Source organism: Bordetella hinzii LMG 13501 (assembly GCF_001548475.1).
Taxonomy (GTDB): Bacteria; Pseudomonadota; Gammaproteobacteria; order Burkholderiales; family Burkholderiaceae_B; genus Bordetella; species Bordetella hinzii.
In genome coordinates this window covers 45,100-71,242 of the sequence record NZ_LRUJ01000010.1, presented here as the reverse complement: position 1 = coordinate 71,242, position 26,143 = coordinate 45,100, and the positions used below count along the sequence as shown (strand labels likewise).

28 protein-coding genes are annotated in these 26,143 nt (G+C 68.5%); 16 read left to right on the top strand and 12 right to left on the bottom strand.

What is annotated here, in order from left to right; genetic code table 11:
* The first annotated feature begins 1 nt into the window (after position 1).
* From AXA74_RS09070 to AXA74_RS09055, 4 genes are read left to right on the top strand one after another with little or no spacing between them, the layout of a single operon-like run.
* Positions 2-1,171, top strand: coding sequence for an acyl-CoA dehydrogenase family protein (locus tag AXA74_RS09070; RefSeq protein WP_029580134.1), 1,170 nt, complete (start codon positions 2-4; stop codon positions 1,169-1,171).
* A 25-nt stretch (positions 1,172-1,196) separates the two neighbouring features.
* Positions 1,197-2,849, top strand: coding sequence for an AMP-binding protein (locus tag AXA74_RS09065; protein ID WP_029580135.1), 1,653 nt, complete (start codon positions 1,197-1,199; stop codon positions 2,847-2,849).
* Entirely contained in the window at positions 2,849-3,277 is a 429-nt protein-coding gene (locus AXA74_RS09060) for an acyl-CoA thioesterase (RefSeq protein WP_029580136.1), read from the top strand. Before AXA74_RS09065 ends, AXA74_RS09060 begins: the two co-directional genes overlap by 1 nt.
* Before the next feature lie 20 nt (positions 3,278-3,297).
* Positions 3,298-3,702 carry a RidA family protein gene (locus tag AXA74_RS09055; protein WP_029580137.1) on the top strand — a complete coding sequence of 135 codons (405 nt, stop codon included), beginning with the start codon at positions 3,298-3,300 and terminating at the stop codon, positions 3,700-3,702.
* Between the two features lie 16 nt (positions 3,703-3,718).
* Here the strand turns inward: AXA74_RS09055 and AXA74_RS09050 are convergent, their stop codons facing one another.
* The 4 genes from AXA74_RS09050 to thiD form a co-directional block, all read right to left on the bottom strand.
* A complete protein-coding gene (locus AXA74_RS09050) occupies positions 3,719-5,380 on the bottom strand; it encodes a DUF342 domain-containing protein (protein ID WP_029580138.1) in 1,662 nt (553 codons plus the stop codon).
* Positions 5,381-5,593: 213 nt separating this feature from the next.
* Positions 5,594-6,883: a glutamate-1-semialdehyde 2,1-aminomutase gene (gene hemL / locus AXA74_RS09045; protein ID WP_029580139.1), complete on the bottom strand. Its 1,290-nt coding sequence runs from the start codon at positions 6,881-6,883 to the stop codon at positions 5,594-5,596.
* A 6-nt stretch (positions 6,884-6,889) separates the two neighbouring features.
* On the bottom strand, positions 6,890-7,543 hold the full coding sequence (thiE, locus tag AXA74_RS09040) for a thiamine phosphate synthase (protein WP_032957371.1): 654 nt from the start codon (positions 7,541-7,543) through the stop codon (positions 6,890-6,892).
* Positions 7,540-8,394, bottom strand: a complete 855-nt coding sequence (gene thiD, locus AXA74_RS09035) for a bifunctional hydroxymethylpyrimidine kinase/phosphomethylpyrimidine kinase (protein ID WP_029580141.1) — start codon at positions 8,392-8,394, stop codon at positions 7,540-7,542. The genes thiE and thiD overlap by 4 nt, the downstream gene beginning before the upstream one ends.
* Positions 8,395-8,499: 105 nt before the next feature.
* Between thiD and AXA74_RS09030 the strand changes: the two genes are divergently transcribed.
* The 6 genes from AXA74_RS09030 (at position 8,500) to AXA74_RS09005 (ending at position 12,417) form a co-directional block, all read left to right on the top strand.
* A complete protein-coding gene (locus tag AXA74_RS09030; RefSeq protein ID WP_003814980.1) occupies positions 8,500-8,664 on the top strand; it encodes a rubredoxin in 165 nt (54 codons plus the stop codon).
* A 62-nt stretch (positions 8,665-8,726) separates the two neighbouring features.
* The gene (locus tag AXA74_RS09025; protein ID WP_029580142.1) at positions 8,727-9,320 is read left to right on the top strand and encodes a YqgE/AlgH family protein; all 594 of its coding nucleotides are present in this window, start codon (positions 8,727-8,729) and stop codon (positions 9,318-9,320) included.
* Positions 9,313-9,708, top strand: coding sequence for a Holliday junction resolvase RuvX (gene ruvX, locus AXA74_RS09020; protein WP_029580143.1), 396 nt, complete (start codon positions 9,313-9,315; stop codon positions 9,706-9,708). Before AXA74_RS09025 ends, ruvX begins: the two co-directional genes overlap by 8 nt.
* A gap of 5 nt (positions 9,709-9,713) precedes the next feature.
* A complete protein-coding gene (locus AXA74_RS24665; RefSeq protein WP_230584669.1) occupies positions 9,714-10,484 on the top strand; it encodes an aspartate carbamoyltransferase in 771 nt (256 codons plus the stop codon).
* Positions 10,481-11,680, top strand: a complete 1,200-nt coding sequence (locus AXA74_RS09010; RefSeq protein WP_032979298.1) for an amidohydrolase family protein — start codon at positions 10,481-10,483, stop codon at positions 11,678-11,680. The genes AXA74_RS24665 and AXA74_RS09010 overlap by 4 nt, the downstream gene beginning before the upstream one ends.
* A complete protein-coding gene (locus AXA74_RS09005; protein WP_029580146.1) occupies positions 11,677-12,417 on the top strand; it encodes a lysophospholipid acyltransferase family protein in 741 nt (246 codons plus the stop codon). The genes AXA74_RS09010 and AXA74_RS09005 overlap by 4 nt, the downstream gene beginning before the upstream one ends.
* Before the next feature lie 4 nt (positions 12,418-12,421).
* On the opposite strand, the gene AXA74_RS09000 is transcribed toward AXA74_RS09005, so the two are convergent.
* The 8 genes from AXA74_RS09000 to mpl all read right to left on the bottom strand — a co-directional run bounded on the left by AXA74_RS09000 (position 12,422) and on the right by mpl (position 20,980).
* The gene (locus AXA74_RS09000) at positions 12,422-13,258 is read right to left on the bottom strand and encodes a symmetrical bis(5'-nucleosyl)-tetraphosphatase (protein WP_032957382.1); all 837 of its coding nucleotides are present in this window, start codon (positions 13,256-13,258) and stop codon (positions 12,422-12,424) included.
* A 46-nt stretch (positions 13,259-13,304) separates the two neighbouring features.
* Positions 13,305-14,468, bottom strand: coding sequence for an LPS export ABC transporter permease LptG (gene lptG, locus AXA74_RS08995; protein WP_032979299.1), 1,164 nt, complete (start codon positions 14,466-14,468; stop codon positions 13,305-13,307).
* 81 nt (positions 14,469-14,549) lie between these two features.
* Positions 14,550-15,266 (bottom strand): monofunctional biosynthetic peptidoglycan transglycosylase, encoded by a 717-nt coding sequence (mtgA, locus tag AXA74_RS08990; protein WP_032963313.1) that lies wholly within the window; start codon positions 15,264-15,266, stop codon positions 14,550-14,552.
* A gap of 15 nt (positions 15,267-15,281) precedes the next feature.
* The gene (gene aroE, locus AXA74_RS08985; protein WP_032957385.1) at positions 15,282-16,151 is read right to left on the bottom strand and encodes a shikimate dehydrogenase; all 870 of its coding nucleotides are present in this window, start codon (positions 16,149-16,151) and stop codon (positions 15,282-15,284) included.
* The gene (locus AXA74_RS08980; protein WP_029580151.1) at positions 16,148-17,020 is read right to left on the bottom strand and encodes an energy transducer TonB family protein; all 873 of its coding nucleotides are present in this window, start codon (positions 17,018-17,020) and stop codon (positions 16,148-16,150) included. The genes aroE and AXA74_RS08980 overlap by 4 nt, the downstream gene beginning before the upstream one ends.
* 44 nt (positions 17,021-17,064) lie before the next feature.
* Complete coding sequence (locus AXA74_RS08975; RefSeq protein WP_029580152.1) at positions 17,065-18,945, bottom strand: RNB domain-containing ribonuclease; 1,881 nt, start codon at positions 18,943-18,945, stop codon at positions 17,065-17,067.
* 53 nt (positions 18,946-18,998) lie between these two features.
* Entirely contained in the window at positions 18,999-19,598 is a 600-nt protein-coding gene (locus AXA74_RS08970) for a YqiA/YcfP family alpha/beta fold hydrolase (protein WP_032979300.1), read from the bottom strand.
* Positions 19,599-19,609: 11 nt separating this feature from the next.
* Positions 19,610-20,980 carry a UDP-N-acetylmuramate:L-alanyl-gamma-D-glutamyl-meso-diaminopimelate ligase gene (gene mpl, locus AXA74_RS08965; protein ID WP_029580154.1) on the bottom strand — a complete coding sequence of 457 codons (1,371 nt, stop codon included), beginning with the start codon at positions 20,978-20,980 and terminating at the stop codon, positions 19,610-19,612.
* 82 nt (positions 20,981-21,062) lie between these two features.
* On the opposite strand from mpl, the gene AXA74_RS08960 reads away from it, so the two are divergent.
* The 6 genes from AXA74_RS08960 (at position 21,063) to AXA74_RS08935 (ending at position 26,136) form a co-directional block, all read left to right on the top strand.
* The gene (locus AXA74_RS08960; protein ID WP_032979337.1) at positions 21,063-21,587 is read left to right on the top strand and encodes a TlpA family protein disulfide reductase; all 525 of its coding nucleotides are present in this window, start codon (positions 21,063-21,065) and stop codon (positions 21,585-21,587) included.
* Between the two features lie 75 nt (positions 21,588-21,662).
* Complete coding sequence (aroQ, locus tag AXA74_RS08955; protein ID WP_029580156.1) at positions 21,663-22,097, top strand: type II 3-dehydroquinate dehydratase; 435 nt, start codon at positions 21,663-21,665, stop codon at positions 22,095-22,097.
* Positions 22,098-22,187: 90 nt separating this feature from the next.
* Complete coding sequence (gene accB / locus AXA74_RS08950; RefSeq protein ID WP_029580157.1) at positions 22,188-22,643, top strand: acetyl-CoA carboxylase biotin carboxyl carrier protein; 456 nt, start codon at positions 22,188-22,190, stop codon at positions 22,641-22,643.
* Between the two features lie 9 nt (positions 22,644-22,652).
* Positions 22,653-23,999: an acetyl-CoA carboxylase biotin carboxylase subunit gene (gene accC, locus AXA74_RS08945; protein ID WP_029580158.1), complete on the top strand. Its 1,347-nt coding sequence runs from the start codon at positions 22,653-22,655 to the stop codon at positions 23,997-23,999.
* A gap of 88 nt (positions 24,000-24,087) precedes the next feature.
* On the top strand, positions 24,088-24,996 hold the full coding sequence (gene prmA / locus AXA74_RS08940; RefSeq protein WP_029580159.1) for a 50S ribosomal protein L11 methyltransferase: 909 nt from the start codon (positions 24,088-24,090) through the stop codon (positions 24,994-24,996).
* 21 nt (positions 24,997-25,017) lie between these two features.
* Positions 25,018-26,136, top strand: coding sequence for a DUF3426 domain-containing protein (locus AXA74_RS08935; protein WP_032979301.1), 1,119 nt, complete (start codon positions 25,018-25,020; stop codon positions 26,134-26,136).
* The last annotated feature ends 7 nt before the right edge of the window (positions 26,137-26,143 follow it).

Genomic DNA, 26,143 nt, shown 5'->3' with positions numbered 1-26,143 from the left:
CATGCAGGACGCCACCTGGCTGGATTGGCCCTTCTTCGAGCCCTGGCACGGCGAGCTCGCCCGCGATCTCCAGGCCTGGTGCGCGCGCGAGCTGCCCCGCATCGACCATCACGACACGGACGCGGCCTGCCGCCAGCTGGTGGCGGCGCTGGGCAAGGCCGGCTGGCTGCGCTATTGCGTGCCGGCCGGGCCCGACGGGGCCTGGGGCGGCAAGCTGGCCGAGGTCGATTCGCGCGCCGTGTGCATTCTGCGCGAAACCCTGGCCCGCCATGAAGGGCTGGCCGACTTCGCGCTGGCCATGCAGGGCCTGGGCAGCGGAGCAATCTCGCTCATGGGATCGCCCGCGTTGCGCGCGCGCTATCTGCCGCGCGTGGCGCGCGGCGAGGCCATCGCCGCCTTCGCGCTCTCCGAGCCCGAGGCCGGCTCCGATGTGGCCGCCATGCAGTGTTCGGCCCGCCTGGACGGCGACAGCTATGTGCTGGACGGCAGCAAGACGTGGATCTCCAACGGCGGCATCGCCGATTTCTATTGCGTCTTCGCCCGCACGGGCGAGGCGCCGGGCGCGCGCGGCATCAGCGCCTTCGTGGTCGACGCGGATACCCCGGGCTTGCGCGTCTCCGAACGCATCGCGCTGATGGCGCCCCATCCCCTGGCCACGCTGTCTTTCGAGCAATGCCGTATTCCGGCCGGCCAGCGCCTGGGCGAGGCCGGGCAGGGCTTCAAGCTGGCCATGATGACGCTGGACATCTTCCGCGCCTCCGTGGCGGCCGCCGCCCTGGGTTTTGCCCGCCGCGCCCTGGACGAGGGATTGGCGCGCGCGCGTTCACGCCGCATGTTCGGCCAGACGCTGGCTGATCTGCAGCTGACGCAGGCCGCGCTGGGCGATATGGCCTGCGCGATCGACAGCGCCGCGCTGCTGACCTATCGCGCCGCCTGGACGCGCGACGTGAAGCGCGAGCGCAGCACGCGCGAGGCCGCCATGGCCAAGATGGCGGCCACCGAATCCGCCCAACAGGTGATAGACCGCGCCTTGCAGATGTTCGGCGGCGCCGGCGTGGTGAGCGGCCAGCCGGTCGAGAAGCTGTATCGGGAAATCAGAGCGCTGCGTATCTACGAAGGCGCCACGGAAGTGCAGAAGTTGATCATTGCCCGAGAACTGTTGAAAAACTGATCACCTATAGCGACAGGGGAACACCATGGAAGCATCCGCGCACAAGGACACTTTCGCCCGCGACAATCTGCCGCCCGCCGAGCAGTGGCCCGAGCTGCTGCTGGACGGGCCCGACACCGCCTATCCGGCGCGGCTGAACTGCGCCGTCGAACTGGTCGACGCCATGGTGCGCCAGGGTGGCGGGGAGCGCATCGCGCTGCGCTGGGCCGCCAAAGGCGGACAGGAAAGCATGAGCTATGCCGGATTGCAGGCGCTGAGCAACCGCATCGCCCGCGTGCTCGTCGAAGACATGAAGCTGGTGCCGGGCAACCGCATCCTGCTGCGCGGTCCCAACAATCCCATGATGGCGGCGGCCTGGCTGGGCGCCATCAAGGCCGGCCTGGTGACCGTGCCGACCATGCCGCTGCTGCGCGCCAAGGAGCTCAAGCAGATCATCGACAAGGCTGAAGTGCAGGCCATGCTTTGCGATGTCCGCCTGAAGGACGAGGCCCTCGATTGCCTGGATGGCGCCGGCCAGTATTTCTGCCCCACGCTTGGGCAGATCATGCTGTTCAACGACGACGGCCCCGGCGCGCTGGACCGGCTGGCGGCGGGCAAGCCGGACGACTTCGAGGCCTGCGATACCTCGGCCGACGACGTCTGCCTGATCGCCTTCACCAGCGGCACCACCGGCGCGCCCAAGGGCTGCATGCACTTTCACCGTGACGTGCTGGCCATGTGCGATCTGTTCCCGCGCCATGTGATCCGGCCGGAACCGGACGACATCTTTTGCGGCACGCCGCCCCTGGCCTTCACGTTCGGCCTGGGCGGGCTGCTGTGCTTTCCCTTGCGGGTGGGCGCCAGCACCGTGCTGGCCGAGAAGCTTACGCCCGAGTCCCTGCTGCAGCTGATCCAGGACTTCCAGGCCACCATCGTTTTCACGGCGCCGACCTTCTACCGGCAGATGGCGCCCATGGCCGGCCGTTTCCGCCTGGGCAGCCTGAAAAAAAGCGTGTCGGCGGGCGAAGCCTTGCCGGACGCGACGCGCCAGCTCTGGAAACGGGCCACCGGCATCGAGATGATAGATGGCATCGGCGGCACCGAGATGATCCACGTCTTTGTGTCCAGCCCGCCCGAATCAGTGCGCAGCGGCGCCATCGGCAAGGTGGTGCCGGGTTATGTCGCCCAGGTGGTCGACGACGACATGCGGCCCGTACCTCATGGCACGCCCGGACGCCTGGCCGTCAAGGGCCCTACCGGGTGCCGCTATCTGGCCGATCCGCGCCAGGCGAAGTTCGTGCAGCAGGGCTGGAATCTTCCTGGCGACACCTTTGTGCAGGATGCCGACGGTTATCTGTACTACCAGGCCCGCAACGACGACATGATTATTTCGGCGGGCTACAACATCGCCGGACCCGAGGTCGAGGACGCGCTCATGCGCCATGAGGCGGTGGCCGAGTGCGGCGTGGTCGGCATGCCCGACGAAGAGCGCGGCCAGGTGGTGGCCGCCTATGTGGTGCTCAAGCCCGGCTTCGAGGGTACGCCGCAGATGGCGGCCGCGCTGCAGGCTTATGTCAAGGACAGCATCGCGCCCTACAAGTATCCGCGCGTCATCAAGTTCGTGGCGACGCTGCCGCGCACCGAAACCGGCAAGCTGCAGCGCTTCGTGCTGCGCCAGCTGGCCTCGGGAGGGCGTTGATGGCCGGGCCCTTCGTCAGCGAGGTGGAGATCCGTTTCCGGCATTGCGACCCGGCCGGCATCGTGTTCTACCCGCGCTATTTCGAGATGATCAATGACTTCGTCGAGGAATGGTTCGACAAGGGCCTGGGACTGTCTTTCCACACCCTGCATACCGAACGCGGCATCGGCACGCCCACCGTTTCGGTGCAATGCGATTTCCAGCGGCCCAGCCGCTGGCGGGAGCGGCTGCGGCAGGTGCTGGAGCTGCGGCGCATCGGCGGCGCGTCGTTCCAGGCGGCGGTGCGATTCGAGGGGGAGGACGGGCAAATCCGGCTGACCGCGGCGGTGACCATTGTCACCGTCGATCTGTCCCGGATGCGCGCCACGGCGCTGCCCGATGATTTGCGCGCGCGCATGCAGGATTTCTTGCTGACGGCGCAGGCTTAATACAAAAGGATGAGAACGCTATGAAGATCTTGCAACCGCCGGACTGGCTGGCGCCGCGGGGCTATTCCAACGGCATGATGACCGAGCTGACGGTGGGCTCGCGCCTGCTTTTCGTGGGCGGGCAGATCGGCTGGAACAGCCAGCAGCAATTCGAGACTGACGACTTCGCGCTGCAGGTGCGCCAGACGCTGGAGAACATCGTCGCCATCCTGAAGGAAGGCGGCGCGGGGCCGCAGCACATCGTGCGCATGACCTGGTATGTCAAGGACAAACAGGAATACGTCGCCGCCTATCCGGAGATCGGCCGGCATTACCGCGAAGTGATAGGCCGCTATTTCCCGGCCATGACCGCCGTGGAGGTCGCCGACCTGGTGGAGGACCGCGCCAAGGTGGAGATCGAGGTCACGGCGGTGGTGGAGGGCTGACCCCGCGGCGCGGCGGTCAGCGGATCACCGCCTGGCCGGCCTCGGCGTCGAGCATGGCCCGGCCGCCGGGCCGCTCTTCCATGATCTCCAGCACCTTGCCGCTGACCCGCAGGGTGACGCCGCCATGGAAGCGCTTGAGCGCCACGATGGTGGCGTTGTCCAGGGGCTGGAGCTGCTCGTCCAGGCGTTCCTCCTCGGCCTGCAGCAGGTTCAGGTCGCCGGTCACGCGCGCGTGCGTGGCGCGCGCCCGGTCGCTCATGCCGTTGACATTCCTGGCCGGGTTGTTGTGCAGGAAGACAATGAGTTTTTCGAGCTTGCCTTTCTCGTCCTGCAGGCTGTTGCGGCGTTGCAGCAGCGCGGCGCGCTTGGCCTCGGCGTGCGGATGCAGGCCGACGCAGACCAGGGTCGGCACGGCCGCCAGCGAGCCGATGGTGCCGGCATTGACCGATTTCGTGGCATGGATCTCGCCGCCGGTGATCACCCCCTGATTGGACTTGGGCGGGCCCACCGTCACGCTTTCGCCGGCATAGAGCCGGCTCTGGCGGACTTCGCGCTCGGCGGCGATATTCTTGTCGGCGTTGACCACGGCATTCTCGATGAAGCGCGCCTTGACCGAGCCGCCCGCGGTGATCTGCGCGGTGCGTGTCTGGGCGGACTGCGACGGGTTGCCGGGTCCGCGCGCGCCGGTCTGCTTGAGCTCGGCCATGCCGATGATGCCGCCGTTGACGCTGATATTGCCGCCGGCATGCACATGGGCGGCCTCGACGGTCCCGTTGACCACCACATCGCCGGAAACCCGGACTTCCATGCCGGCGGTGATGTCGCCGCGCACCTTGAGCGTGCCGTCGAAATTGATATTGCCGGTCGACAGGTCCACGCGGTCGACCTCGACCAGCGAATTCACCAGCACGCCCTGGGGCACGACCATGGGCGAGCCGGCGCTGGCCGCGCGCAGCAGACAGGGATCGTTCTCGTCGACGGCGACGCCGGTGAGGTTGGGGGCGAAGGGCGTGTCCGCCACATGCGCCGGCGGCACGGCCTCGCCCAGCACGTTCAGGCCGGGTTTGCCCTGTACCGCCGGGATGCGGCGCATGAGCGGCGTGCCGGGCGCCACCAGGGTCAGATTGCCCAGTTCGCGGTAATCGACCACGGCATTGTCGTCGTCTTCCTGCTGGCGCGTCTTCAGCGCATCCAGCAGGCTTTCGAAGCTGGCGGGCGTGCCCAGCGTGGGCGGGGTGCCCTGGGCGATGACAGCGGTGTTGGTGCGCCGGTCGGAGACGGCGCTCAGGATGGCGTCATCGCGCACGCCATAGACCACGCCGAGTTCGATCAGCTGCGCCTGTACATCAGCCAGCGTGACCCGGCGGCCGCCGCGCGGCGGGCTGACCGACAGCACCACCGCCATGCGGTCGGGCGAAATCTCCAGCTCGAAGCTGCCGTTGCGCACTTCGCCCACGGAGGCCAGCACGGGCTCGCCGGCTTCGCGGCAGGCTTCGATGAAGTTCACCGCGCTGGTCTGGTCCAGCACGTCCGTTTCCCAGCCCTGGGCTTGGACGGCCGCGGTCAGCGTCTCCCAGGACGGCGGCTCGCTTTCCTCCCCTTCGGGGGTATAGCTGGCGATCAGGGCGCGGGTGTTCTCGTCCAGCACCAGCCGGAACGCTTCTTCGACAGGCGGCATGCTTCTCCCTCTGCGGCGCTGGCTCCTGACCCGGCGCTTGGGGGGGACGAGCGCGATATCGCTAAGTAATAACTAGAAATACCAAGACATATTAAGCGATATTCGTCCGGCCGAGGGAGTTCTTTTTTGTGCGGGTTTCTCAGGCTATGTCACTGATTCCAGATAAAAACCCGCTCCCCCGCGGCGCAAGGGGGCGGGCAGGCGAGGCCGGGATCAGGCCGGGTGCCGCAGCTGCTTGAACACCGCTTCGGCGTGATCGAGGGTGGCTTGCAGCGTGGCGTCGTCATGCGCGGCCGAGACAAAACCGGCTTCGAAGGCCGAGGGCGCGAAATGCACGCCGCGCTCCAGCATGGCGTGGAAGAAGCGCTTGAAGGCTTCGGTATCGGCGCCCGAGACTTCGGCGAAGGTGGTGGGCACGCGCGGCATGAAGTACAGGCCGAACATGCCGCCGACGGCGTCGGCGCTGAAGGGCACGCCGGCGGCGCGGGCGCGTTCGGCCAGGCCCAGGGCGAGGCGCTGGGTGCGGGCCGACAGATCTTCGTAGAAGCCGGGCTGGCCGATCAGGCGCATGGTGGCCAGGCCGGCGGCCACGGCCACCGGGTTGCCCGACAGCGTGCCGGCCTGGTACACGCCGCCCAGCGGCGCGATATGGCGCATCAGTTCGGCGCTGCCGCCGAAGGCGCCCACCGGCATGCCGCCGCCGATGACCTTGGCCAGCGTCGTCAGGTCGGGCTTGATGCCGGTGAGGCCCTGCACGCCTTGCGGGCCGACGCGAAAGCCGGTCATGACCTCGTCGAAGATCAGCACGCTGCCGTGGCGGGTACACAGCTCGCGCAGGCCTTCGAGGAAGCCGGCTGCCGGCTTGATGAGGTTCATGTTGCCGGCGACCGGTTCGACGATCACGCAGGCGATGTCGGCGCCATGCTCGGCGAAGGCCGTCTGCACCGCGGGCAGGTTGTTGTAGTCCAGGGTGATGGTGTGGGAGACGAACTCCGGCGGCACCCCGGCCGAACTGGGATTGCCCAGGGTCAGCAGGCCCGAGCCGGCCTTGACCAGCAGGCTGTCGGAGTGGCCGTGATAGCAGCCCTCGAACTTGATGATCTTGTTGCGGCCGGTCGCGCCCCGCGCCAGGCGGATGGCCGTCATGGTGGCCTCGGTGCCGGAACTGACCAGGCGCACCTGTTCCATGGAGGGCAGGCGCTCGATCAGCAGCTCGGCCAGCTCGATCTCGGCTTCGGTCGGCGCGCCGAAAGACAGGCCGCCGGTAGCGGCGTCCTGCACGGCGCGCACCACTTCGGGATGGGCATGGCCCAGGATGGCCGGGCCCCAGGAACCGATGTAGTCGATGTACTGCCTGCCCTCGGCGTCCCAGATGTGCGGGCCCAGCGCGCGCTTGATGAAGCGCGGGGTGCCGCCCACCGAACGGAAGGCGCGCACGGGCGAGTTGACGCCGCCGGGAATGCTGCGGCAGGCGCGTTCGAAGAGTTCAGCGTTTCGGGACATGGCTCTCTAGGCTAGGAAAGAAGGGAAGGGCGCGGCGCAGGCTTGAGCCGCGGCGCGGATGTCAGGGGCCTCGAACAGGCCGGTGATGACGGCGATGCTGTCGGCGCCGGCGGCGGCGGCCTGCCCGGCATTGGCCGGCGTGATGCCCCCGATGGCCACCACGGCTGGCCGCGGCGCGGCCTGGCCGCGCACCAGGGCGGCCGCCTCGCCCAGCAGGGCCAGCGGCGCGTGCACGGCTTGGGGCTTGGTGGGCGAGGGGAAGACCGCGCCGAAGGCGATGTAGTCGGCGCCCTGGGCCATCAGGCCGCGCGCGCGTTCCAGGTCCGCATAGCAGGACACGCCAAGGATGAGCCCGGGGGCGGCGGCGCGCACCTCGGCCAGCGAGGCGTCCTCGCGGCCCAGGTGGGCGCCATCGGCGCCTGCTTCCAGGGCGGTCTGCCAATCGTCGTTGACCAGGAAGACCACGCCCAGCTCGCGGCACAGCGGGGCGAGTTCGCGCGCCTGCGCCAGGCGTTGCGCGCGCGAGAGGTGCTTGCGGCGCAGCTGCAAGGCGCGCATGCCGCCGGCGGCCGCCTGGCGCACGGCGTCCAGCAGCCGCGCCGTGTCATCCCATTCCGGCGTCACGCCATACAGGCCGATGGGGAAGCGGGTCTGGGTCATGGCCGGGGCAGCCGGTTGGGAAGGGGACGGCCCATGCCGGCCGTGAAGCTGGCGGCCAGGCCTTGCTCGGCATGTGTCAGGGCCTGCTCGACCGCCGCGGGCACGTCGCGGCCGGCGGCCAGCAGGGCGGCGGCCGCCGCGGCCAGCAGGCCGCCAGTGTCTCCGCTGCGGGCCGGGGGCGCCTGCCAGGTCCAGGTGAAGCTGCGGCCATCCTGGCCCACCAGCACATTGGCCGCATGGCCCGGGCGCAGCGGACTGCCCAGCACCAGGGCCCATTGGGCGCCGCCGGCCAGCAGGGCATGGGCGGGCGAAGGCGAGCCCGAGGTGTCGATGCTGCCATCGGATTGCCATTGCGCCAGGCGCATATGCTCGACCACCACCAGATCCGTCTGGGGCAGCACCAGTTCCAGCGTGGCGGCCAGCAGCTCCTCCGCGTCGTCCTGCTCGACCGCGTCCTGCGGCGTGGGCGCGCGCGGCCCCAGGTGCAGCACCAGCGGCACCTGGCTGTAGTCGGCCGCCAGCTGGGCGACCACGCTGGCGGTCTCGGGCGAGAACATGCCGCCTACCTTGATCGCCTGTACCGGCATGTCTTCGAGCAGGCAGCGCGCCTGGTCGTCGAGCAGGTCGGGCGAGACCGGGTGGATGTCCTCGATGCCGGCGGTGTCCTGCACCGTCAATGCGGTGACGGATGCCAGGCCATGACAGCCCAATTGCGCGCAGGTCACGGCGTCGGCCGGCAGGCCATCGGCGCCGGTGGGGTCCAGGGGACCCAGAATCAGTACGAGAGGGGGGGTAACAGCGGTCACGGAGGGCTGGGCTGGACGGGGAGGGATGCTTTCTTTGCTCTGCATCAGACGGCATCCTGACGGGGTTTCGGTAAGATATGCCCATTCTAATGGATGCGATTCGTGCTTTGCCCCCGCGGGGGCGGGGCGCACAGAGAACTAGAGAGAACTATGCGTACTTGGATGTGTCTTATCTGTGGCTGGGTCTATGATGAAGAGGCCGGTCTGCCGGACGAGGGCATCGCCCCGGGCACCCGCTGGGAGGATGTGCCCCCCAACTGGGTCTGTCCCGAATGCGGCGCCCGCAAGGAAGACTTCGAGCTGATGGAAATCTGACCCGGTCCTCGGCCTATCAGGCGGCCCTGGCTGGCCGCCCCCTACAGGTTCTGGAGACCGCCATGACCGACATTCCCCATTCCGAGGCCGACGCGGGCGCGTTGCCCACTGACTTCTCCAACCAGTTCCTGATGGCCATGCCCGGCATGGTCGACGAAAACCTGGCCGGCACCGTGATCTACATCTGCGAGCATACCGCCCGCGGCGCCCTGGGCCTGGTCATCAACCGGCCCACCGATCTCACGCTGGCTTCGCTGTTCGAGCGCATCGACCTCAAGCTGGAGATCGGCCCGGTCGGCGACGCAAAAGTCTTTTTCGGCGGTCCGGTGCAGACCGACCGCGGTTTTGTGCTGCACGCGCCGGCCGGCGACTACAGCTCCAGCATCAAGCTGGGCGAGCTGGCCCTGACCACTTCGCGCGATGTGCTGCAGGCGGTGGCCGACGGTAATGGCCCGGCGCGCATGCTCGTGACCCTGGGCTATGCCGGCTGGGGCGCCGGCCAGCTGGAGAGCGAAATGAGCCAGAACGCCTGGCTCAATGTCGCGGCCGATCCCGCCGTCATTTTCGACGTGCCGGCCGAAGACCGCTATCCCGCCGCCATGAAGCTTCTGGGAATCGATCCGGTGATGCTGGCCGGCGAAGCGGGCCATGCCTGAGGAAACCCTGCTGGCCTTTGATTTCGGCGAAAAAAAAATCGGCATCGCGATCGGCAATACGCTGACCCGCCAGGCGCGGCCGCTGGAGATCATCTTTTCCGAGCGCCGCGACGAGCGCTTCGGCCGTATCGCGCAACTGCTCCAGGAGTGGCAGCCCCAGCGCGTGGTCGTGGGCCTGGCCCTGGCCACCGACGGCGGCGAACAGCCCGCCACCCAGCGCTGCCGGCGTTTCGCCAACCAGCTGCATGGCCGCTTCGGCCTGGCCGTGGAGCTGGTCGACGAGCGCGGCTCCAGCATGGAGGCCCAGGCGCAGCTGGGCAGCCATGCGCCCGACGATGCCATGGCCGCAGCCGTCATCCTGCAGCGCTATCTCGACCGTCTGCCCTGAGGCATATGTTCAATCCGCAATTGAGCCCGCGCGGCGAGCTGCTGCATTTCCTGTCCACCGAAGGCCTGCCCAAGCGCTTGCTGGAGTCCTTGCTCGCCGTCCATGGCGGCGGCGCCGCGCTGGCCGGCCGCGAGGTCTGCCTGATCGGTCCGGACGGCGCCGCCCTCCAGGCCCTGGAACAGGCGGCGCTCGCGCTGGGCGCGGCCACGCGCCGGCTGGCCGCGCCGCCGGCCGCCAGCCAGGCCGATATCCATGTGCTGCGCCACCATGCCAGCGGCGCGGCCCATGCGCTGGCGGCCCGCCTGCCTCGCGTGGTCAACGCCGGCGACGGCTGGCATGCGCGGCCGCTGGCCGCCCTGGCCGATTTGCTGGCGATCCGCCAAGCCAAGGGCGGGTTCACCGAGTTGCGGGTGGCATTCATCGGCGATTTCGCGCATTCGGGGCGCGGCCGTTCGCTGGCGCACGCCCTGACCACGCTGGGCGCGCCCGAACTGCGCGCCGCCGGCCCCCGGGCATTGTTGCCCGAAGGCCTGCCCCAATTGGGCTTGCGCGCCTGTGATTCCCTGGCCCAGGCCGTCGATGGCGTCGACGTCGTGGTGGAGCTCGGCCTGACGGAGGAGGCCCTGTCGGCCCTGCCTTCGGCCGAAGACTATGCGCGCCGCTGGACGCTGGGCGCGGCCGCGCCCGGCGTGCTGCGCCTCGGGCCGCCGGATGGACCGGGCTTGCAGGCCGCGTCCATGGCGGTGTTCCGCCAGCTTGTCGCGGGGGCGCCATGAGAATCCATATCCGCGCGGCCCGCCATCTGGACCCGCTCGACGGGCGTGACGAGGTCGCGGATCTTTTCCTGGCCGACGGCTGCATCATCGCCCATGGCCAGGCGCCGGCCGGCTTCCAGGCCGAGCGCGTGATCGAGGCCGGCGGGCTGGCGGTCTTGCCGGGCCTGACCGACCTGGCCGCGCAGCTGGGCGCGGACCCGCGGCGGGAAGGCCGCGCGGCCCTGTCCGGCGGCGTGGTCCGCCTGGTGCTGCCGGCAGAGGCCCCGGACGGTCCGGGCATGCCGCGGAGCCTGCGCCTGGGGCCCATGCTGGATGCGGCGGGCCGGCTGTCGGCCATGGCCGGCCTGCTGGACCAGGGTTGCGCCGGCATCGCCCTGGGCGACGCGCCCCTGCCGGGCAGCGCCCTGCTGTGGCGCGCCATGCAATACGCGGCCGACCTGGGCGCCACCCTGTGGCTGCGTCCCGAGGATGCCGGGCTGGCCGCCGGCGGCGTGATGGCGGCCGGCGCCTACGCGACCCGGCTGGGCCTGCCCGGCATTCCGGAACAGGCCGAAGTCCTGGCCCTTCACACCTTGTTCACCCTGCAGCGCGCCACCGGAGCACGCCTGCACCTGTGCCGCTTGTCCAGCGCCGCCGGGATCGCCTTGCTGCGGGCCGCGCGCGCCGAAGGCCTGCCCGTGACGGCCGACGCTTCCATCCACCATCTGCACCTGACCGACCTGGACATCGGCTTCTACGACAGCCGCTGCCACCTGCGCCCGCCCTTGCGCGGCCAGCGCGACCGGGAGGCCATCGCCCAGGCCCTGGCCGACGGCACGCTGGACGCCCTGTGCTCCGACCATCGTCCCCTGGGCGCGGCCGAGAAGGCCGGGCCTTTTGCCGAAACGTCGCCGGGCGCCAGCGGCGTGGAGCTGTTGTTGCCGCTGGCGCTCAAATGGGCCCGCGCGCGCGGACTGGCCCCTGCGCGCGCGCTGGCCTGCGTCACGCTGGGCCCGGCCCGCGTGCTCGGCCTGCCCGCGCCCAGCCTGGCGCCGGGCGCGCCGGCCGATCTCTGCCTGGTGGACCTGGACGACGAACGCCGGGTGGCGGAGATGCAGAGCGGCAGCGCGCAGACGCCGTTCGCGGGTATGATGCTGCCCGGCCGTGTCCGCGCCACCTTGATAGGCGGGAACATACTCTGGGAGATGCCGGCTTGAAGCTCTTGCGCTTTGTCCTGCGGGCCATGCTGGTGCTGCCCTGGCTGTTGTTCGGCCTGTTCTGCGTCAGCCTGGTCTATCGATTCCTGTCCGCCGGACAGCGCGCGGCGCTCAACCGATTCTGGTCGCGCCGGCTGATGCGCATGTGCGGCGTGCGCCTGTCCATCAAGGGCGAGCCGCGCCTGACAGGCGCCGTCCTCTGGGCCGCCAACCATGTTTCCTGGATCGATATCTTCGTGGTCAATGCGGTGCGCGCCACCGCCTTTGTCGCCAAGAGCGAGATACGCGGCTGGCCGGTGATCGGCTGGCTGGCCGCCGGCGCCGGGACGCTGTTCATCGAACGCAGCCAGCGCCACGCCGTGCATGCCATGGGGCAGTCCATCCATGAATGTTTCGCGCGCGGCGACGCCGTGGGGTTGTTTCCGGAGGGCACGACGACCGAAGGCTTCGAACTGCGGCCCTTCCATGCCAGCCTGTTCGAGCCGGCCCGGGCTGCCGGGGTGGACATCCAGCCCGTGGCCTTGCGCTTTCTGCATCATGGCCAGCGCAGCGGCTTCGCGGCCTTTGTCGGCGAGGAAACGCTGGTCGCCAATCTGTGGCGCGTGCTGGGCGCCACCGGCCTGGCGGTCGAGGTGGTGTTCCTGCCGCCGGTGCATACCCTGCACGAGGACGGCACGCCCTATACGCGGCTGGAGCTCTCGCGCCTGGCGCGCGAGGCCATCCTGGCGCAGCTCTGAGGCTTTATTCGGACAGCGGGTCCTGAAACTGGCTGCATTTGATCTGCACCAGCTTGCGGTCCTGCAGCCGCATGGCGGTCAGCGCGCCGCCCCAGACGCAGCCGGTATCCAGGCAGATCAGGTGAGGCCGGATCAGCAGGCCCAGCGTGGACCAGTGGCCGAAGACGATGGTCACGTCGCGCGTGGCGCGGCGGGGGACATCGAACCAGGGCACCAGGCCGCTGGGCCAGGCGCCCGGAGCCACCTTGGTGGCGAACTCCATATGGCCGGCGGGCGTGCACAGGCGCATGCGGGTGAGCGCATTGATGATGACGCGCATGCGCTTGCCGCCCTTGTGGTCTTCCTTCCAGTTGACCGGCTCGTTGCCATACATCTTCTGCAGCGCTTTCTGCCAGTTGGGGCCGCGCAGCGCGGCCTCCACCTCGCCGGCCAGCGCCAGCGTTTTTTCGACATCCCACTTGGCCAGCACGCCGGCGTGCACCATCAGGTGCTCATGCGCGTAGTGCGCCAGCGGCCGGTGGCGCAGCCAGTCGATCAGGTCGGCGGCGTCCGGCGCATTGAGGATGTCATCGAGCGTGTCCGAGCGCGAGGGCTTGCGCACGCCCGCCGCCGTGGCCAGCAGGTGCAGGTCGTGGTTGCCGAGGATGGCCACGGCGCGGTCGCCGAGCGCCATGATGCGCCGCAGGGTCGCCAGCGACTCCGGGCCGCGGTTGACCAGGTCGCCCGCGAACCAGAAGCGCGAGTCGGGATCGGACGCGATATCGGGGTGCGCCAATAATTGCTGCAGCGGTGTGCAGCACCCTTGCACGTCGCCGATCATCCAGATGCTGCCAGTCGTCATGCCGACGCTAATCTCCGGGTTGAGGAGGTCTTGCCAAGGACCGCTTTCAGGCGGCCTTGCGTTGTTGCGATTGACGGGTGAACCCGTGCCGGTACTCCATCATGACCAGCGCGCCCAGCGCGAGCACCATGGCGGCGGCGTTCGGGCCCAGGGCCGTCAGCCAGGGCGGCCAGCGGCTGAGCATGCCGACGTTCAGGGCCAGCTGGTTGACCATGAAGAAGGCCACCCCCATCAGGATGCCGATGAAGACCTTGGCGCCGACGCCGCCGCGGCGGGTCTGCATGAAGGCGATCGGCGCGGCGATGGTGATCATCACCAGCAGGGTGAAAGGATAGACGAACTTGCGCCACAGGGCGACGATCTGGCGATCGGCCTGCAGCTGGTTGTGATGCAGATAATCGATGTAGTCCAGCAGGGTGACGGCCGACATGCGCTCGGGCGTGAGCACGCGGGCCAGCAGGCGCTCGGAGCTGAGCGTGGTGTCCAGGCGCAGGTTGGGTTGCCGGCTCACCGAAGCCGGGGGCGTGGCGGGCGGTCTGGCGTTGGCCAGCGCCTCGGCGGCCTTGTCGTCGATGCGCGTCTGCACCACGTCGGTCAGGACCAGATCGCCGCCGGTGAACTGGCCGGTGGCGGCCGTGGACAGGGATTCCAGCTCCAGGTTGGGCTTGAATTCGTACAAGGTGACGTCGCGCACCTGGCCGTCGGCCAGCAGGGTCTTGATGTTGATGATGCGGGTGCCGCCGTCGCGGGTCGGCTCCTTGAACCAGTAGCCGCTGTTCAGGCGCCCGCCGCCGGCTTTGCCGCGGAAGGTGAGGTCGGCTTCGCCGCTTTTGATTTCGGCAATGGGGGTGACGAACTCCGAGAGCAGGGTCGCGCCTATCATCATCGGGATGGTGATGATCCACAGCATGCGCATCAGCCGCATGCCGCTCACGCCCGACACCCGCAGGATGACCAGCTCATTGCGCTGCGCCAGGCCGGCCAGCGCGAGGATGGCGCCGATCAGCAAGCCGATGGGCAGCAGGTCGTACAGGCGGGTGGGCAGCGCCAGCGCCTGCATATAGAGCAGGGCCAGCATGCTGAACTTGTCGCCCACGTTGTCCAGGTCGTCGACCAGGGCGAAGAACGTGAACAGCCCCAGCAGGGCCAGGAGGACCACTGCGCAGGAGCGATAGATCTCGCGGGCCAGATAGCGGCGGGCTGTACGCATGAATCTCAAAAACCTTCAGGGCGCGGGGCGCCTAAAACACCAGACTTTAACAAATATGGAGCCGGCCCCGCCCCTTGCGGGTCACGGAATGTCCACCATGCGCATCCGGCGCAACAGTGTCGCCGTGCGGGAGTTGAGATAGCTGGTGTTTCTGTGCTTGTCGTAGTAGCGGGGATTGGGCAGCATGGCCGCCAGCCGGGCCGATTGCGAAGCGCCCAGGCCGGCCGCGCTCGTGCCATAGTAATGGCGCGCCGCGGCTTCGGCCCCGAATACGCCCACGCCCCATTCCGCCACGTTCAGGTAGAGCTCCAGGATGCGCTCCTTGGGCATGACGTGTTCGATCATATAGGTCAGCACCAGTTCCTGCCCCTTGCGCAGATAGCTGCGCGAGCTGGACAGGAAAAGATTCTTGGCCAATTGCTGGGTGATGGTCGAGCCGCCGCGCATCTTGCCGCGCCCCTGGGCCTGCTGCTCGTGGTTGTACTCCCAGGCCTTGCGTATGGCGTCCCATTCGACGCCGTCGTGTTCCGTGAAGTTGGCGTCTTCGGAGGCCACGACGGCCCGCTTGAGCGAGGCGTTGATGCGGTCGTAGGGCACCCAGGTGTAGCGCAGCTCGGCCTTTGGATCGGTTTCGCGCAGGCGCGAGAGCTCCTGGCGCATGATGGCGCTGCTGCCTGGATCGCGATAGGCATACCACACCACCATGGAAAACATGGCCAGCTCATAGATGAGCAGCAGGCACAGCAGCGCCATGATGGCGCCGGTGACGATGCGGAACCAGGAACGGGAGCGCGCCATTCGGGCCTCGTCCGCCTAGCCCTCGGCCAACAGCTCGGCGCGCAGCGCGGTCAGCACCGGGGAAGGGTCGGGCCGCTGGCCGTGCCAGATGAAAAAGCTCTCGGCCGCCTGGCCCACCAGCATGCCCAGCCCGTCGGCGGTGCGCGCCGCGCCGTCGGCCGTGGCCTGCCGCATGAAGGCCGTGGGGCGGGCGCCGTAGACCATGTCGTAGGCCAGCGCATCGGGGGCATACAGGTCCCCGGGTAGCGCCGGCGCCTCGTCCAGCAGGCCGCTGGCGGTGGCGTTGATCACCACGTCCCAGCCGCCGGCGCGGGCCGCGTCGGGCAGGCCGCCGGCGGTTATGCGGGTGCCGCTGTGTATGCCGCTGGCCTGCCAGGCGGCGACCAGTTCGGCCGCGCGCGCGGGGTTGCGGTTGACGATGCGGATTTCGGCGCAGCCGGTCTCGGCCAGCGGCTGCAGCACGCCGCGCGCCGCGCCGCCGGCGCCCACCAGCAACAGGTGGGCGCCCCGCAGCGGCGCGCCCAGGCGCTTGAGGTCCTCGACCAGGCCCACGCCGTCTGTATTGCAGCCATGCAGCACGCCGTCGCGCCAGGTCAGGGTGTTGACCGCGCCGGCCACGCGCGCGCGCGCCGATAGATGGTCATGCGCCAGCGCAAACGCCTCCTGCTTGAAGGGCACCGTGACGTTCAGCCCGCGGCCGCCGGCCAGGAAGAACTTCCAGACCGTGTCGCGGAAACCGTCCAGCGGCGCCGGCAGGCGTTCGTACTCCAGGGCGATATGGGTCTGTTCGGCGAACATCGCGTGGATCTGCGGCGAACGGCTGTGCGCCACCGGGTTGCCGATGACGGCGTAGCGCAGCAGCGCGGGAGCCTGGGTGGGGATCATGGGGCGGAGGTTTCCAGGGAATCGTTGACGAAATGCCAGGTGCGCGTGATGACCAGCACGTCGGTATCCCGGGCCAGTTCGGGCGGGAAGGGGGCGAAGGGCGCGGCCATCTGCACAATACGCCGCGCGGCCTGGTTGAGCACGGCGTGCGGCGAGGGCTGGTCGATGTCGAAGCCGGCCAGGCTGCCGTCGCGGCGGACGCTGACCGTGATGCGCAGCGTGCCGTAGATGCGTCCGCGTGCTTCTTCGGGGAAGTGCTGCGTGCCGACGGTCTCGATGCGGGTGCGCCAGGCGTCCAGGTAGGCGGCATAGGGCGAGGCCTGGGCGGCCGGGGCCACGAAGGTCTTGCGCGGCAGCGCGCTATAGGCTTGCACGCGATTGGCCAGGGTGGCGACCTGGGCATTCTGCACGATGCCGGCCTGGTCCTCGACACTGTCGCCCGGCGCCTGGGATTCATCCCAGGGATGCACGGGCTCGCGCGCCGCGCCGGTCCGCTCTTCGGCGGTGAGCTGGGTCAGCAGGCGCGCCTGTTCGGCTTCGAGCTGGGCCTGGCGCTTGCGCATGGCCTGCAGCACGATGGTGTCGGGAGATTCGCCCGTGCGCGGCAGCGGCGTGCTGGCCACGCCCGAGCGGGCATTGCCGCCGCCGTCCACCGAGGCCTGGGCATGGACCTGGGCGCGCGGCGGCGGGCTGTCGGTATGCGCGTTGACCAGCGTGATCTCCAGGCTGGTGAGCGGCGGGCGCGGCAGCGGCGGCGCTGTGAAGCGCCAGGCCAGCAGGCCGGCATGGACCAGCAGCGAGATGGCGATGGCGATCGGCAGATAGTGCTGGCCGGGCGCCCGGAGAGGGGTGAGGAGGGAGCGGTGCACGACAGCATTTTAGGGGAACCGTCCGCTCCTCGCCCAGGCGGGCGCTAGGCCGGGCCGAGGTAGCGGCAGTCCAGTTCGAGGGACAGCTCGTCCATGCCCATGATGTCGATTTCGACCGGCGCGCCGCGTTCGAGCTCGGGCAGGCCGCCCACCCGGGTCACGAAGGGCGCATTGCCCAGCCGCACCAGATCGTCGCGCAGCACGTGGGCCACGCTGCGGCTGATGTTCTGCTGGCGCAGCCAGCGCAGGCACCAATAGCGCTCCATGGCGTTCTGGAAATCGGCCCAGGCGGCGTACTGGGCGTCAAAGGCGCCGATGATGGCGAAAAGATCGGCATCCTTGGGCTTGAAGGGCGCGACCAGCCGGGCCGAGACGCCATGCTCAACGGCGGCGATCAGCTGCCATTGATTGACCAGGTCGACATAGCGGCGCAGCGGCGAGGTGCTCCAGGCATATTGCGGCACGCCGATGGCCTCGTGCGGCAGGGCCTGGGTGCTCATGCGCACCCGGCCGGCCTGCTGCGAGCGGTAGATGCCGGGCACCCCATGCTGGTGCAACAGCCCGCCCCACAGATTGTTGGCCAGGATCATGTACTCGGCCACCATGCGGTCCAGCGGCGCGTTGCGCTGGCGCGGCACCAGGCGCACCGGGGTATCGGGGTCGTCGGGGTTGCCGTCCAGGTAGAAGCTGTATTCCACCCGGCTGTTGTTCTCCGGCTTGCCTCGGATGATGTCGCGCTGCGCCGACAGCGCCTGGGCCAGCTGCCACAGGGGCCGCAGCCAGTGGCCGTAGGGCAGGGGGGCGTCCGGATCGGCCAGGGCGGCCTCGGTCACCTCGGCGTCGAGCTGGTTGTGGCGCAGGTTCTCGCGCACCACGATGCGCTCGATGCGGGTCTCGGAGGCGATGATCTCGCCGCTGGACGGGTCGGCCGTCACGTAGAGCGAGAGGGCGGGCACTTCGCGGCCGGCGTCCAGCGAAAAGGTCTGGATGACCGAGTCCGGCTGCATGGGGATCTTGTCGCCCGGCATATAGACCGTGGACAGGCGCTGGCGCGCCAGCTTGTCCAGGTCGCTGCCGCGCGTGACCGACAGCCCGGGGGCGGCGACGTGGATGCCCACGCGCACGCGGCCGTCCGACAGGCGGGTCACCGACAGGGCGTCGTCGATCTCGGTGGTGGTGACATCGTCGACCGAATAGATCTCGGCGTCGGCCAGCGGCAGCTCGCGCTGCACCGTGGGCAGGATGATGTCGGGAAAGCCCACGCCGCGCGGGAAATTGACCGCCAGGAAGCGCCGCTTGTGCAGGGCCAGGGCGTGCGGCCAGGCGCCCAGCTCCAGCAGCAGCCGCTCGGGGCTTTTCTGCAGCCGGGTGCAGGCCGCGTCCAGGGCCTTCCATTGCATGGTGTTCTTGTCGGGCCGCACCAGCAGGGTTTCGGCCATCTGGCCGATTTCCTCGGGCAGCCTGCCCTGGGCCATGTCCTCGACCCAGGCCGCCTGTTGCTCGGCCTGGCGCTGTTTCTTTTCGAGCGCGGCCAGGGCGGCCTGCAGGATGTCGGGGGGCGCGGGACGGTAGCGGCCCTTGCCGCGCCGGTGGAAGTAGACCGGCGCGCCGTGCAGGCGCATCAGCAGGGCGGCCTGTTCGACCGCGCTGGGCGCATGCCCGAAATACTCCGCCGCCAGCGCGGGCGCGTCGAATTCTTCCTGTGGCGCGCATTCCCACAGAAAGGCCAGGTCGATGCCCTCGGCCAGCGCGGCCGCCTCGCGCATCAGGACGGCGGGTTCGGGCGAGGCAAAGGTGAACAGCGTGTTGGCACGCTTGATCTTGCTGCGTTTGCCCGATTCCGACTCCACCTGCAGGCTGGCGTCTGTCTCCGACAGGATATTGCCGGCCTTGAAGCTGCCGTCATCTTCGTAAAACACGTACATATATCAGTCCATCGGGCCGGGGCGCGGCGCGGCCTGGCGTATCGGGAATTTAATCAGTGGGGGTAGCCCAGGGCAAAATCAAGCACCTCCGGCATCCATTGCGCGAAGTCGGACACGCCGTGGTCGCTGCCCGGAATGATGCGTTGCCGGCAACCCTCGAAACGTTCGCGCATCTCGCGCCAGTCCAGGACTTCGTCGCCGGTCGCGGCGAGCAGGAAATAACGTTCCGGATGGGTCAGGATGGGGACATGCAGCTCGCGCAATTCCTGCACATATTCGGGCAGAAAGACAAACGGAGCCGCGGAATGATACATCGTGTGTTCGCCGACCTGGGTGGCGAGGTCGCGCGGCGCATTCACGGCCGGGTTGATCATCACGGCCTTGCAGTCCAGTGCCTCGGCCAGCCAGGTGGCATAGTAGCCCCCCAGCGAGGAACCCACGACGGTCAGCCGGCGCGGCGGTGCGCCGGCCAGCAAGGCCTGCGCCGTCTCGCGCGCCAGGATGGCCGCCGCGCGCGGACTGGCCGGCAGGGCCGGGCAGGCCCAGTCGCCCTGCCGGCCCAGGCCGGCCATGGCCTGGGCCATCAGCCGCGCCTTGAACGAGTCGGGCGAGGAGCGGAATCCGTGCAGGTACAGGATCTTGGCGTCAGGCATGGCCGGGGACCTCAATGGGGACGGGCCAGGGCGTCGAGCAGTTTGCCGTGCACGCCGCCAAAGCCGCCATTGCTCATGACCAGGATGTGGTCGCCCGGGCGGGCGGCCTTGCTCACCGCCTGCACCAGGGCGTCCAGGTCATCGTAGCTGCTGGCGCGCCCTTCCAGCGGTGCCAGCACCTCGTCGGGGTTCCATCCCAGCGCGTGCTTGCCCTCGCGCGCGCCGAAGCAGAACACCAGATCGGCGCCGGCCAGGGCTTGCGGCAGGCGGGCCGCCATCGTGCCCAGTTTCATGGTGTTCGAGCGCGGCTCCAGCACGGCCAGGATGCGGGCCGCGCCGACCTGGCGGCGCAGGCCGGCCACGGTGGTCGCGATGGCGGTGGGGTGATGGGCGAAGTCATCGTAGACAGTCACGCCATTGACCGTGCCGCGCACCTCCATGCGCCGCTTCACGCCGGCAAAGCGGCTCAGGGCCGCCACGCCGTCGGTCGCCGGCACGCCGATATCCTCGGCCGCGGCCAGGGCCGCCAGGGCGTTCATGCGGTTGTGCTCGCCGCCCAGCGTCCAGCGCACCGTGCCCACGTCGTGGCCGTCACGCAACACCGTGAAGGCGCCCTCATCGTCGGCCGGGCCGGCCTGCCAGGCGCCGCCGGCGCCAAAGCGCACCGTGCGCGACCAATTGCCCCGGGCCAGCACGCGCTCCAGCGCCTCGCTGCGGGTGGGCAGGACGATGCAGCCCTCGGAGGGGATGGTGCGCACCAGGTGATGGAATTGGGTCTCGATGGCGGCCAGATCCGGAAAAATGTCGGCGTGATCGTATTCCAGATTGTTCAGGATGGCCGTGCGCGGACGGTAATGCACGAATTTCGAGCGCTTGTCGAAAAAAGCCGTGTCGTATTCGTCGGCCTCGATCACGAAGGGACGCGCACCGGACTGGTAGCGGGCCGAGACCTTCAGGCCCGGGGCGACGCCGCCGATCAGGAAATTGGGCCTCAGGCCGGCCTGTTCCAGTATCCAGGCCAGCATCGAGCTGGTGGTGGTCTTGCCATGGGTGCCGGCCACGGCCAGCACATGGGCCTGCGGCAGGATGTTGTCCCCCAGCCATTGCGGGCCCGAGATATAGCGCGCGCCGCTGTTGAGGATGGCTTCCATCAGGGGATTGCCCCGGCTGACGACGTTGCCGATCACGAACAGGTCGGGCTTGAGGGCCAGCTGGTCCGCCCCGAAGCCCTCTATCAGGGAGATGCCCTGCTCGGTCAACTGGGTGCTCATGGGCGGATAGACGCCCGCATCGCAGCCCGTCACTTTATGGCCGGCCTCGCGCGCGATCAGCGCCAGTCCGCCCATGAAGGTGCCGCAAATGCCAAGAATATGTAGATGCATGGGGTTCTCCTTCCGGCATTGTAGAGGGGAAGGGCGCGGCCGGCTTAGGCGCGGCCGGCGCGGGCGGTATATGATGGGCGCCATGAACCGACGTCTCTTTGTTTCCGCGGGCGCGGCCGCCATCGTGGCGGCGGCTGGAGGCTATTTCTACCAGCGCTCGGACCGGCCGGCGGCGCCGGCCGCCGAGGATCCCCTTGCGGCGTTATTGGCCATGTCGCTTCCGGACCTGCAGGGTAAGCCGCAGGCGTTGTCGCAATGGCGCGGCCAGCCCATGGTGATCAATTTCTGGGCCACCTGGTGCGCGCCCTGCGTCAAGGAAATGCCCGAGCTCGACGATATGCACAAAAAGGCCGGCAAAGTGCGCTTTGTCGGGATCGGCGTCGATACTGCCGAGAATATGCGAAAATTTGTCGAGAAAGTGCCCGTTTCCTATCCCTTGCTGGTGATGGGAGCCGGGGCGATCGACGTGCTGCGCGGCCTGGGCAACCCGGCCGGAGGCCTGCCGTTTACGCTGGTTTTGAATGCAGATGGCAGCATTAACCAGAAGATCCTGGGTCAGATCGATCCGGTCACGCTCGAAAAGACCGTTCTGGCGCTCGCGGCTTGAGCCAGTTGCGCAAATAGTTCGAATTGGCGTAAAAAGGCGGTTTATAGATTGTTTTGCCAGCAACTGGCAGGCCAAATGGCGCGACGCATCCTGGTATTGCATGGCCCGAATCTGAATCTCCTTGGAACCCGGGAGCCCGAGATCTACGGCAGTCTCACGCTTGCCCAGATCAACGAGGGCCTCGAATCCTTGGCGGCGGAGCTCGGCGTCACCCTGTCGGCTTGGCAGAGCAATCATGAAGGGGCCTTGGTGGATCGTATCCAGGCAGCCGCCCATGACGGTACGGACTTCATCATCATCAACGCGGCAGCCTACACGCACACCAGTGTGGCGGTGCGCGATGCGCTGGCCGGAGTGGCGATCCCATTTATTGAAGTACATTTGTCCAACCTGTATAAGCGCGAGACCTTCCGGCATCACTCCTACCTCTCCGATATCGCCATCGGCCTTATCAGCGGCCTGGGAGCGAACGGCTACGAGGCGGCCTTGCGCTATGCGGCGCGGCATTGAAACTCACCCGGACCCACGTTTTTCCTTAGCAAAACATCACGAGCTCCCGCTGTGCGCGGGTGCCGCCAACATTATCGGGAAGCAGCTTCCATGGACCTCCGAAAACTCAAGACCCTGATCGACCTCGTGGCTGAATCGGGCATTGCCGAACTTGAAATCACCGAAGGCGAGGGCAAGGTTCGCATCGTCAAGTTCTCCCAGGCCCTGCAACCTGTCGCCTATCATGCGCCCGAAGCCGCGCCCGCCGTCGTGGCGGCCGCGCCCGCCGCCGCGGCCGCTCCCGCCGCGGCGCCGGCCGCCCCGGCCATCCAGGGCCATGTGGTCAAGGCGCCCATGGTCGGCACCTTCTACCGCTCGCCCAATCCGGGCGCCGCTCCCTTCGTGGATGTCGGCCAGAGCGTCAAGGAAGGCGATGCGCTGTGCATCATCGAAGCCATGAAGCTGCTCAACGAGATCGAAGCCGACAAATCCGGCGTGATCAAAGAAATCCTGGTCGAGAACGGCGAGCCCGTCGAGTACGGTCAACCGCTGTTTGTCATTGGCTGATAGCGCAAAATGTTTGAAAAAATCCTGATCGCCAACCGCGGCGAGATTGCTCTGCGCATCCAGCGCGCCTGCCGCGAGCTGGGCATCAAGACCGTGGTGGTGCACTCGGAAGCCGACCGCGAGGCCAAGTACGTGCGCCTGGCCGACGAGTCCGTGTGCATCGGGCCGGCGCCGTCCCGCGAAAGCTACCTCAATATGCCGGCCATCATCTCGGCCGCCGAGGTCACCGATGCGGAAGCCATCCACCCGGGTTACGGCTTTCTCTCCGAGAATGCCGATTTTGCCGAGCGGGTCGAAAAAAGCGGCTTCGTCTTCATTGGTCCGCGCCCGGAAACCATACGCCTGATGGGCGACAAGGTCAGCGCCAAGCGCGCCATGATCGAGGCCGGCGTGCCCGTGGTACCCGGCTCGGAGGGCGCCTTGCCCGACGATCCCCAGGAGATCATGCGCGTTGCGCGCGAAGTGGGCTATCCGGTCATCATCAAGGCCGCCGGCGGCGGCGGTGGCCGGGGCATGCGCGTGGTGTACACCGAGGCGGCCCTGCTCAACGCGGTCAACATGACTCGTTCCGAGGCGGGCGCGGCCTTCAACAACCCCGAAGTCTATATGGAGAAGTTCCTGGAGAATCCGCGCCACGTGGAGATCCAGGTGCTGGCCGACGGTGGACGCAACGCCGTCTGGCTGGGCGAGCGCGATTGCTCCATGCAGCGCCGCCACCAGAAAGTCATCGAGGAAGCCCCGGCGCCGGGCATTCCGCGCCGCCTGATCGAGCGCATCGGCGACCGTTGCGCCGACGCCTGCCGCAAGATGGGCTATCGCGGCGCCGGCACGTTCGAGTTCCTGTTCGAAAACGGCGAGTTCTATTTCATTGAAATGAACACCCGTATCCAGGTCGAACACCCGGTGACCGAGCTGATCACCGGCGTGGACCTGGTCCAGCAGCAGATCCTCATCGCCGCCGGCGAGAAATTCGCGCTGCGCCAGCGCGATGTGACCTTCAAGGGCCATGCCATCGAGTGCCGCATCAACGCGGAAGATCCCTTCCGCTTCGTGCCCAGCCCCGGCCGCATCACCAACTGGCATACGCCGGGCGGCCCGGGGGTGCGCATCGATTCGCATGCCTACAACAGCTATTTCGTGCCGCCCAACTACGATTCGATGATCGCCAAGGTCATCACCTACGGCGACACGCGCGAACAGGCCCTGGCCCGCATGCGCATTGCCCTGTCCGAAATGGTGGTCGAAGGCATCCAGACCAACATCCCGCTGCATCGCGAGCTGTTGCAGGATGCCCGCTTCATCGAAGGCGGCACCAGCATCCACTATCTGGAAAACAAGCTGGCTCAGCGTCCCTGAGCAGCGACCGGGGCCCGCGCGGCCCCGTTTTTTGTATTGATGGCGACAGGGCCCGCGATGCGCGGGCCTTGCCGCAAGGAAGAAGCACATGCGTGAATTGGTCCTTTATTGCCGCGAGGCCCAGGCCGAGGCACTGTCCGACGCGCTGCTGGAGGCCGGCGTGCTGTCGGTGTCCGTCGAGGATGCCGACCTGGGCACCGAGGATGAGCGGCCTTTGTTCGGCGAGCCCGGCACCGAACCTTCGGTTCAGGCCTGGGACCGCAATCGCGTGGTGGCGCTCCTGCCCGACGGCGCGGATCCCGCCCAGTTGCTCGAAGAGGCCGCCCAGTCCGCCAGCCTGAACGCGGCGGACTTTGCCGGCTGGACCTTGCGCGATGTGCCCGATGCGGACTGGGTGCGTTTGACCCAGTCGCAGTTCGGCCCTATCCGCATTTCCGACCAATTGTGGATCGTGCCCAGCTGGCATCGCGATGACGACAGCGTGCCGACGCCGGAAGGCGCCATCCGCATCGAACTCGATCCCGGCCTGGCCTTCGGCACCGGCAGCCATCCCACCACCCACCTCTGCCTGGCCTGGCTGGAGGCCGAATTGCCCGCTGGCGCCGACGTGCTGGACTATGGCTGCGGTTCGGGCATCCTGGCCATCGCTGCGCGCAAGCTCGGCGCGGGCCCGACCACGGCGGTGGATATCGATCCGCAGGCCGTGCAGTCCACGCGCGACAATGCCGCGGCGAACCAGGTAAGCCTGGCGGCCGAGCTGCCCGAGGGGCTGGCCGATGGCCAGTTCCGGGTCGTGGTGGCCAACATCCTGTCCAACCCCCTGAAGGTCCTGGCGCCCATGCTGGCCGGCCGCGTGGCTCCTGGCGGCGATCTGGTGCTCTCCGGGGTGCTGGAGCGCCAGGCCGAGGAGGTCGCCGCCGCCTATGCCCCCTGGATCGCCATGTCGGTGTGGCGCGCCCGTGATGGCTGGGTCTGCCTGCACGGCCGCAAGGCCTGACCCCCGGGCCGGGGCGAGATCATGTCGCTGGTGACCCGCTGCCCGCATTGCGCGACCGCCTTCAAGGTGGTCGCCGATCAGCTGCGCGTGCGCAATGGCCTGGTGCGTTGCGGCGTCTGCAATACCGTCTTCGACGGCAGGGCCTGCCTGGTCACGCCGGGCGAACCCGACCCCGCCACGCGCGCGCCGCTGCCGGTGGTGGAACAGGCCGTGCCCATGCCGCCCACGCCCGCCGCCGTCCCCGGACCTGCGGCCGAACCCGTGCCGGCGCCGGCCGTGCTGCGCGGACGCCAGGCCATGCGCCAGGCGGGGCCGGCCGACGATGAGGGCCAGGACGGCGACCAAGATGACGACGCGCCCGATCCGGCGTCCGCGCGCCACGAAGGCGGCGATTTCCACGCAGGCCGGGACGAAGCGCCCTGGGACGATGCGCGGGCCTGGACCATCGGCGACGGCGATTCCTGGCGTGGGGGGCCGCGCGAGTCGGGCCTGGCCGCCGAGCCTGGCCTGGCTGATGCGCCCATGCCGGATGAAGGCGAGGACCTGGCTTTTCCCGGCGAGCGGCGCACACGCTATTCCAGCGCCACCGACAGCGGCCGCACCCCGCCCGAATTCCTCGATGACGACCGGGCGCGCGCGCGCGGCCTGGGCCGGCGCCTGTGGGCGCTTGCCTGCCTGGCGGCCCTCTTGGCCCTGGGCCTGCAGCTGGTCTATGTCTATCGCAGCAGCATCGCCACCAACGTGCCCATGTTGCGGCCCGTGCTGGCGTTGGCGTGCAAACCCCTGGACTGCAGCGTGGGTTATGTGCGGCGCCTGGAGCGCATCGCGATCACGTCGTCCTCATTGCGCACGCCACAAGGCGCGGCGGCCAGCGCCGCCGAGGGCCGCTCGCCCATGGTGCTCAATGTGGTCATGCGCAATCGTTTCGATAAACCCCAGCCCTGGCCCGCCCTGGTGCTGGAGTTGACCGATATTTCGGATACCGTGGTGGCGCGCAAGGTGCTGATGCCCCAGGATTACCTCGATCCCGCCCGGGCCAGCGGACCGTTCGGCGCGGGCGCCGAGGTCAGCCTGGCGGTGCCTGTCGAGGTCCAGGGCATCAATGTCAACGGCTACCAACTCGATAAATTCTTTCCCTGAAGGATCA